The organism is Legionellales bacterium, from assembly GCA_026125385.1.
Classification (GTDB): domain Bacteria; phylum Pseudomonadota; class Gammaproteobacteria; order JAHCLG01; family JAHCLG01; genus JAHCLG01.
The window spans coordinates 42908-50252 of sequence record JAHCLG010000015.1 but is presented as its reverse complement, the minus strand read 5'-3'; the positions used below and the strand labels follow the sequence as shown (position 1 = coordinate 50252).

Annotated in this window: 7 protein-coding genes; 2 read left to right on the top strand and 5 right to left on the bottom strand. The window is 36.2% G+C overall.

Annotated features, from left to right (window positions below; translation table 11 throughout):
- Nucleotides 1-336, bottom strand: a 336-nt coding sequence (locus KIT27_07320) for a hypothetical protein (protein ID MCW5589462.1), incomplete at its 3' end; no start/stop codon positions are given.
- Nucleotides 337-656: 320 nt separating this feature from the next.
- Here KIT27_07320 and KIT27_07315 point away from each other — a divergent pair.
- Nucleotides 657-2354 carry a hypothetical protein gene (locus KIT27_07315; protein MCW5589461.1) on the top strand — a complete coding sequence of 566 codons (1698 nt, stop codon included), beginning with the start codon at nucleotides 657-659 and terminating at the stop codon, nucleotides 2352-2354.
- A 110-nt stretch (nucleotides 2355-2464) separates the two neighbouring features.
- On the opposite strand, the gene KIT27_07310 is transcribed toward KIT27_07315, so the two are convergent.
- Nucleotides 2465-3460 (bottom strand): hypothetical protein, encoded by a 996-nt coding sequence (locus KIT27_07310; protein MCW5589460.1) that lies wholly within the window; start codon nucleotides 3458-3460, stop codon nucleotides 2465-2467.
- Complete coding sequence (locus KIT27_07305; protein MCW5589459.1) at nucleotides 3435-4643, bottom strand: hypothetical protein; 1209 nt, start codon at nucleotides 4641-4643, stop codon at nucleotides 3435-3437. Before KIT27_07305 ends, KIT27_07310 begins: the two co-directional genes overlap by 26 nt.
- 220 nt (nucleotides 4644-4863) lie before the next feature.
- On the opposite strand from KIT27_07305, the gene fur reads away from it, so the two are divergent.
- Entirely contained in the window at nucleotides 4864-5280 is a 417-nt protein-coding gene (gene fur, locus KIT27_07300) for a ferric iron uptake transcriptional regulator (GenBank protein MCW5589458.1), read from the top strand.
- A 2-nt stretch (nucleotides 5281-5282) separates the two neighbouring features.
- Here fur and KIT27_07295 read toward each other — a convergent pair whose 3' ends face one another.
- Both KIT27_07295 and recN read right to left on the bottom strand, forming a co-directional pair.
- Entirely contained in the window at nucleotides 5283-5510 is a 228-nt protein-coding gene (locus KIT27_07295) for a hypothetical protein (GenBank protein ID MCW5589457.1), read from the bottom strand.
- A gap of 169 nt (nucleotides 5511-5679) precedes the next feature.
- Nucleotides 5680-7344, bottom strand: coding sequence for a DNA repair protein RecN (gene recN, locus KIT27_07290; protein ID MCW5589456.1), 1665 nt, complete (start codon nucleotides 7342-7344; stop codon nucleotides 5680-5682).
- Nucleotide 7345: the final 1 nt, after the last annotated feature.

Sequence of the window (7345 nt, the reverse complement as noted above, 5' to 3'; positions counted from 1 at the left end):
AGGATCGTTTTTTTGAGCAAGAGTAATGGTGCCTTGATTACCCGGTTGACTTAAAATCGTTTTGTGACCATCGGTTAACGTAAATTCGCAACTTTTTTGTTGCGGGGGGATTGTTATATTAGAAATTGAATTTCCGCAACTATTATGAATACCTGCCGGATCAGACCAATTTAACGTAGTATTCGTTAATGTCAGTGAAACTGGAAAATTAAAATTATTAATAAAAGTAAAAGGATTACTCCAAGCAAAACTTCGAGAAATATTTAACAAATAAAATAATATTAAAATGAAGCAGAAGTATTTTAAACATGTTAATAAAAAATAAAATCGTGTCATCCCTTAAATCCCTATTACGATAATTTTAGGCAGTGTAGAGGTGGGTTTACTTTTGGTCAAGTTAACATATTGATTCTTTTAATAATAAAATTACTGCTTAAAAATAGGATTTGTAGACTGATAAATTAAGTCAATTTAAACACACTGGATAGCATTATTTTTCAAACAGTTATAAATGTAGAAAAAAATCTTGATTAAGTGATGACAATGGTAAGTAAATTCGCTACACTGTTTGCCAAGTGGTCGATTGGTATGACCCTAAATATTAAATTTTAATATTTATTTATAGTAAATCTAAACAAAAACAAGGAGTAGATGATATGCCTTTTGGATTTGGTAAAACGCTTCGCGAATATTGTAGTACTTTTGCTATGACCTGTCAGGGTACCGTTAAAGGAACTTATCGATTAATTCAGCGGGGAGTGAATACGACTCGAAAATATTTAGGTTCACCAACTACAACTTTCCTCAATACACTCAGTAATTTTGCTAACCGATATTATATACATTTATTAACTTTGCTCTTTTCTCTGCAAGCAGCGGGTGTTGAACGTGGCTTAGTAGATGATAATCAAGTTAATAACGATTTCTGGCCCGTTCGTTCCTATTATTCCACAGGATTAGCTTTGTTTGCTGTTAATGTTATCGAAGTAGTTATTGCTCATATTTCATTTAACATGGGAAAAAATGAGAATCATCGCTGGAAGCAGCAAATAATTTTTACTCTAGAAAGTTTAGCCTTTAATCCTTTCAAGCGTACTTTAAAAACTACTGTAACAAGTTTTTCCATTGAAAATTTATTCCGCATGATTATTGAAAAGCTGAGTGGAAATGAATTTAATGAAGCTACTCACGAAGATGTTATTGGTATGTTAGTAAGTGCGGGTGTATTATCATTGTGTTATGTTTTTTTTACCAGTCCACAAATAATTGCTAAAATTTTTGGTGAAGAAAGTAGAATTTATCAAACTCTATCGCGGATGAATTTATTTTCTAACGATTTAACCTATAGTCAAGAATTAATTATGGAAGATTTTTATCAGCAAGTTGTAAAAGAGTTTTTGAAAAATAATAGTGCTAAAGACCCACAAATAGAATTAGTAACTTTAACTGATAATCATGAAACTGACGGGGTATCTTTGTCTGCTGTAACTGCTACTGTAGTTAATATTGAAAATGTGGGTTCTAGCGTATCAAAAAAAGCAGAAAGCGCACCTAAATTAACAACTCAACAATTATTTGAAAAACTTGAAAGTACCTATTCTTCTCCACACGTCAATGATATTCAAAAAATTAACCAGCGTTTAGGACAAAAAACTCATCCTCAAGGCCTCCAAGCGGTTTTGACTTTTTTATTAAACTCTGGAGCGGGAGAAAGTAATGCAATGTCCCACGTGTGGTATCTTCTGTTTGTGAATATCAATGGCGCTCCTAACGAATCAGTTTATACCGCCATGAATACTTCTGCTGCTGGTTTGGGAGTTGCGGGTAGTTATTTCATTGGCCCGAGGTGGAGTGAATATTATTTACCCAACGCATTAAAATTTATCGATTTTGTTCTGGGTGGTATGGTATGTTTTTATAATGGCGGACAGGCGATTCATAATGGGCGTTGGGCGACGGGGCCACAAGATAGGGGCTTTGATAACGTAGAGAAAACTTTATTACCCATACTATTTCTTTTATCCACTTATAATGTAAATCAACAGGCTAAATTATCACGACATAAAATTAGAGTACATCAAGCATTGCTGGGTATTAATGTTACTCACAATAAAATTTATACGGAGGGTGAACTAGTGCGACTAATGACTTCCGGAAATTCAAATAACAGCTCAAGTTCTTTATCACGTGGTAATTCTGGTTCGAATTCAGATCTAAGTAATAATGGTGTTAATATTACCTCACCAACATCCTCACCTCTTCGTGTATTTGCTAATAATGATGATGATTCGAAAGAAGATATAGGGGCAACGAAGGTTGGTGACTTAAATATATACCAGACCAACACAGTATAACCTCACTTAGCACATAAAATATCATTTAACTAGTATTCCCCGCGGCTTGCCGCGGATTCCTTAGTAGGAAAGCTTGAATGCCTAGAAAATTTATTATTAATACTCAAATATTAAGGTCTCAACAACGGCAATTTATTAGAACTCGGCAAGCGCACTAATGTTTCTTTACTTGGAAAAAATTCGCGTTTGCCCAGTTGAATAGTGTCATTATTTATAATGTCACCTTGATAACACAATTTATCTGCTTTTAAATCCAATTGCAAATTCACACAACCTTGTTGATACAATTGATTTATAGTGTGGCGATCCTGAAAAAAAGCATCATTAGCAGAACGCACTTGCGTGACAATACCGTTTTCTAAATATACTTCATCACCTAGATCAAAGAATTCCTCAATAGGAAATAATAACTGTTGAAAATGATCTTTGACAATTAAACGTTGCCAACCCGATTGCGAAAAGTCCAAATAATATTCAAATCGTTGTGGCTGTAAATAAAAAGAAGCTGTTTTTTCACCCGGTTTAAATACACGTGCTGCAACAGCAGGCATTTCTGTGGAGCCAAATTGTTCGAGAATAATCACCTCAGAGAAATAAGCATGAATTTTTTCTAAATCATCCGGAAATAACGGTTCTCCGCCTAACTTAATACCTTTAATTTGCTGAGGATTAAGATATTGATTCGCCATTAACTCACGTAAAATACTGGGATAGCACATAATAATATCCGGTGAAAATTCGCGCAATTGTGAATAATCATTTAATGATAATAAACGAAATTCAATTTTTCCAATTGAAAATGCACGAGTAACTTCAGCATGAGAAATTCCTCCAATTAATGCAATACGTTGTGGCGGGTGTTGATAATAATCCTGATAAGGTTGCAACATACGCTCTACCACATTTTGAATATCGGTTAAATGGCGTGGAATATAAATGACTTTACCTCCACGGCCAGAGCTCGCCTGGATTAAAAAATCGCGCGGCTGTATTTTTTGAGTAATAAATTGTTGGATGTGCTGCTTATTTAAACCGCTTTTTGCCAGTATTGCATCATAATTTCTAAATAAATCCTGTTTGTTAAAAATTACTGGCTTGGTCTTCATGTTGATAGATTCCATCTTGATATTGAATTTTATTAGGATAAATATAATCTCTATTGAGAGAATGTTGTTTTAAGGTAATTATTTTTTGCGCAAGAATATTAGTGAGATTTTGCCAAAATTGACTGCGGTCTTGATCATTTTTCAGGTGATTTAACATGGCTAAGCGAAAAGAAATAATCATAGTATTGGCACGATTAACAATTAAATCACCCTCACTGTCACCTTGGGTTATATGTTCAGCTTCACCGAACCAGTCTCCTGCTCGTAATATATTAATAGGCTTATCTTTGGTAATTAAAGAAACTTCGCCTGAATACACATAACCAAATCCAGTTTCCTTTGCGCCTTTTTTTGTGATTTTTTCTCCATTTTTACAGCAAAACACTAAGCTATCATTCAATATAATTTTGCGTCCAGTTTCACTTATTCCTTGCAGTAATGAAATTTTTTGATAGTCAATTTGGCTATTGGCAAGCTTACAAAATCCAATTGAGTAAGGGGGTTGATAGTGATTTTCCATCCACCATAATCCAGCCTTTTCTTTGGGAAAACGTGCTTTTTTAATAAGCGAATAAAAAGCGGAAGATAATTTCTTTAAATAGGGATAATCATGTAATATTAAAAATAATGGAATGCGATAACCACCCAAATCAGAGGTATGCATGCGTCCTAATGGGCGAAAACCTAATCCTTGATACATTGGATATAATCTGGGCTCACTCACACAAATCATAATTGGACATGATAGCGCTAAAGCATAGCTATATACCTTTTCGAGAATTGCAAGCGATGCGACTGATTTGCGATATTGAGGTAACACAGCGTAGCGTGAAGCAATAAGAATATGGGGCAATAGTTTTTCATCAAAACTATCTAAAAGATAAAGCTCGCGACAACTTTGATAATGATAAACTAAATGTGCGGGTGTTAGACAACATAATCCAATAATTTTTTTAGTTTGATTATCACGACAAGCGATATAAGTACTATTTTTAAAAATAACTTCATCACCGCCAGGATTATATAACGGATTGTCGTGATGCCGTTTTAATTCTTCGCCAAAAACTTTACGTCGTAAATGATCGCACTCGGCTAAATCTTCAATTGACTCGACGACAAAACATTGCCAACGTTTATTCCATGAACTTAAAAAATTCTCACAGTATGATGCTAACTTCCCCATAAACCATCCTCTCCTAACCGCACACAATTTCTCGGCTAAGTGGAAAACTCGCTACCTCATTACTAGGTATAGTTGCTAATGAAGGAATGTCAATGTGTAGTACGGCTGTTCGTTTTTAATCAATTGATTTTTCACTGAAAGAAATACATTGGTTAATGCGTATTTTTGCAGTAAAATTCTAAACTTGAATCAACGCAGCATCATGTGGAAGAGAACACTCTTGGATAATAATGCAGAATTACGCAAAGCTGGCTTAAAAGTCACTTTACCCCGGCAAAAAATTCTAGAAATTTTAGAAAATGCCCCACAACGGCATCTGAGTGCCGAAGATGTTTATCGTTCCTTATTGGATTCGGGCGATGATGTGGGCTTAGCCACGGTCTATCGCGTATTAACCCAGTTTGAAACTGCCGGTTTAGTCACTCGCCATCATTTCGAGGGCGGTAATTCCGTGTTCGAATTAAACCAAGGCGATCATCACGATCATTTAGTTTGTGTAAAATGCGGCCACGTCGAAGAATTTATCGACGAATTGATAGAAGAAAGGCAAATGAATATTGCAGAAGCGAACGGCTTTCGTATGACCGATCACTCACTCATCATTTACGGCCTATGCCGTGATTGTCATTGCAAATAATTCTATACTTCTAAGTCGGACTTACCTCCTTTGCTATTTTGCTCTTGATTGCGCTGTTCGGCTTCCACCAAATATTTTTCAATCGCATTCGAGCTAATTTCCACTTTCACCGCTGCCGTTGGCTTATTATCCGCTTTGGATGTGTCCTTTTCTGGCTCGAAGATCGGCCGTTGATCGGTTCTCGTGGGGGCTTGAACGGGATTAGAGTTCACATTATTTACAATTGCCATGATATCTCCTACAGGTTTTGAGGGAGTCAATGGTACTATCGGCAAAGATTGCCAGAACTTTAGGAAAATATTGCCAGGACAGCAAAAATTTTATAACTCATTGTTTCTTTTGAAAAGTTATACCGCTTTACATCTTTTTATCCGGCATCTTGAAGTGCGTTGGGTATATTTAGGTGATTTCTAACATTTCTTCGGCATGCGCCAAGGTTTGTTGAGTGATTTCTTCACTACCTAACATCCGCGCAATTTCGTGAACGCGATCGTTTGCTGCTAAATAATCGGCCTGAGTTGTAGTTTTGCCTTCATGGGTGATTTTACTTACGCGAATGTGTTGGTGAGCTTTAGCGGCAATTTGCGGGAGATGAGTGACATTCAACACTTGTTTATGCTGACTTAATTGATGCAATAATTTGCCAACTACTGCGGCGATACGTCCTCCTATGCCACTATCCACTTCATCAAAGATTAACGTCGGAATGGCTTGCACATTCGCCGTTGCCACATCAATGGCTAAACTCATCCGCGATAATTCTCCGCCAGAAGCAATTTTATTTAATAATTGGGGTTCCTGATCGGGATTCGTTTGCACAATAAAATCAATTTCATCACTGCCAAAGGCATGCAATTCTGCGACATCCATGGATTTAATCGCAACGGAAAATTGGCAATGCGGCATTCCTAAGGTATGAATAATTTCGCTAACCGCGTGCTTAAATTTTTCGGCTGCGCGCACCCGTGATTGATGAAGCTCTTTGGCGAGCACACGATAGTGTTCGACATAATGATGTAACTCTTTTTGCAACTGCAAAATAAGATGTTCATTTTGATTCAACTTATCGAGCTCTTGCGATAAATCATTAAAATAATTGCTTAATTCAGGAGGTTTAATATGGTGCTTACGTGCTACTTCGTAAATTTTATCTAAACGTTGTTCAATGTGACGTAAATTTTCGGGATCGGCAATAATATTTTCTAAGAGAATTTTTATTTCATCCGCGCCTTCGGTTAATTGAATAATGGCATTTTGTAAATAATCATGAATCGATTGAGTTTCTGCTAAATTTAATGATTTTAATTTTTGTTGCAAAGCGTGTAAACGTGGGATCATGGCATCTTCATCGGCGAGTTTAATTTCATCTAAGAGTGCTTGATAAACCCATTGAATGGTTTCTGCCTGGCTTAATCGTTGTTGTTGTTCACTTAGCGTATCGATTTCATTTTCTTGTAAATTTAATTGTTCTAATTCAGCAATTTGATAAGTTAATAGCGCTTTGCGCTCACTGTGCGATTGTTTTGGATGAGATAATTGTTCTAATTTTTTTTGGGTGACTTGCCACTGCTGATAGAGAGTTTTTATTTGTTGTAAGAGTTGATGATTATTGGCATAGGCATCTAATAATTGACGTTGATAATCGCGAGATAATAGTGCGTGATGTTCATGTTGTCCGTGAATGGTTAATAATAAATCGCCCAATTGACGAATTTCTAATAAAGTACAAGCATGCCCATTAATAAATGCCGCTGAGCGGCCTTCTTTGTATAAAACACGGCGTAAAATACAATCTTGTTGCGCATCCATGCTATGTTCAATTAACCATTGCAACGCCGGATGATGCGGATCGTCTAAATGAAAAATGGCACTAATGCTTGCGCGTGTATTGGGTTTTTTAATTAGACTGCTTTCAGCACGTGAGCCTAGGGTTAAATTTAATGCGTCGATTAAAATCGATTTTCCGGCGCCCGTTTCACCGGTTAATGCGGTTAGCCCAGAATGAAATTCTAAAGATACTCTATCAATCAGAGTGAAATTTTCAATGTCCAGTTGCTTTAACATA

Excerpts from the sequence above, each read along its gene's own strand:
- KIT27_07315 (MCW5589461.1), top strand. The coding sequence starts at position 657 with ATGCCTTTTGGATTTGGTAAAACGCTTCGCGAATATTGTAGTACTTTT.
- KIT27_07310 (MCW5589460.1), bottom strand. The coding sequence starts at position 3,460 with ATGAAGACCAAGCCAGTAATTTTTAACAAACAGGATTTATTTAGAAAT.
- KIT27_07305 (MCW5589459.1), bottom strand. The coding sequence starts at position 4,643 with ATGGGGAAGTTAGCATCATACTGTGAGAATTTTTTAAGTTCATGGAAT.
- KIT27_07295 (MCW5589457.1), bottom strand. The coding sequence starts at position 5,510 with ATGGCAATTGTAAATAATGTGAACTCTAATCCCGTTCAAGCCCCCACG.
- recN (MCW5589456.1), bottom strand. The coding sequence starts at position 7,344 with ATGTTAAAGCAACTGGACATTGAAAATTTCACTCTGATTGATAGAGTA.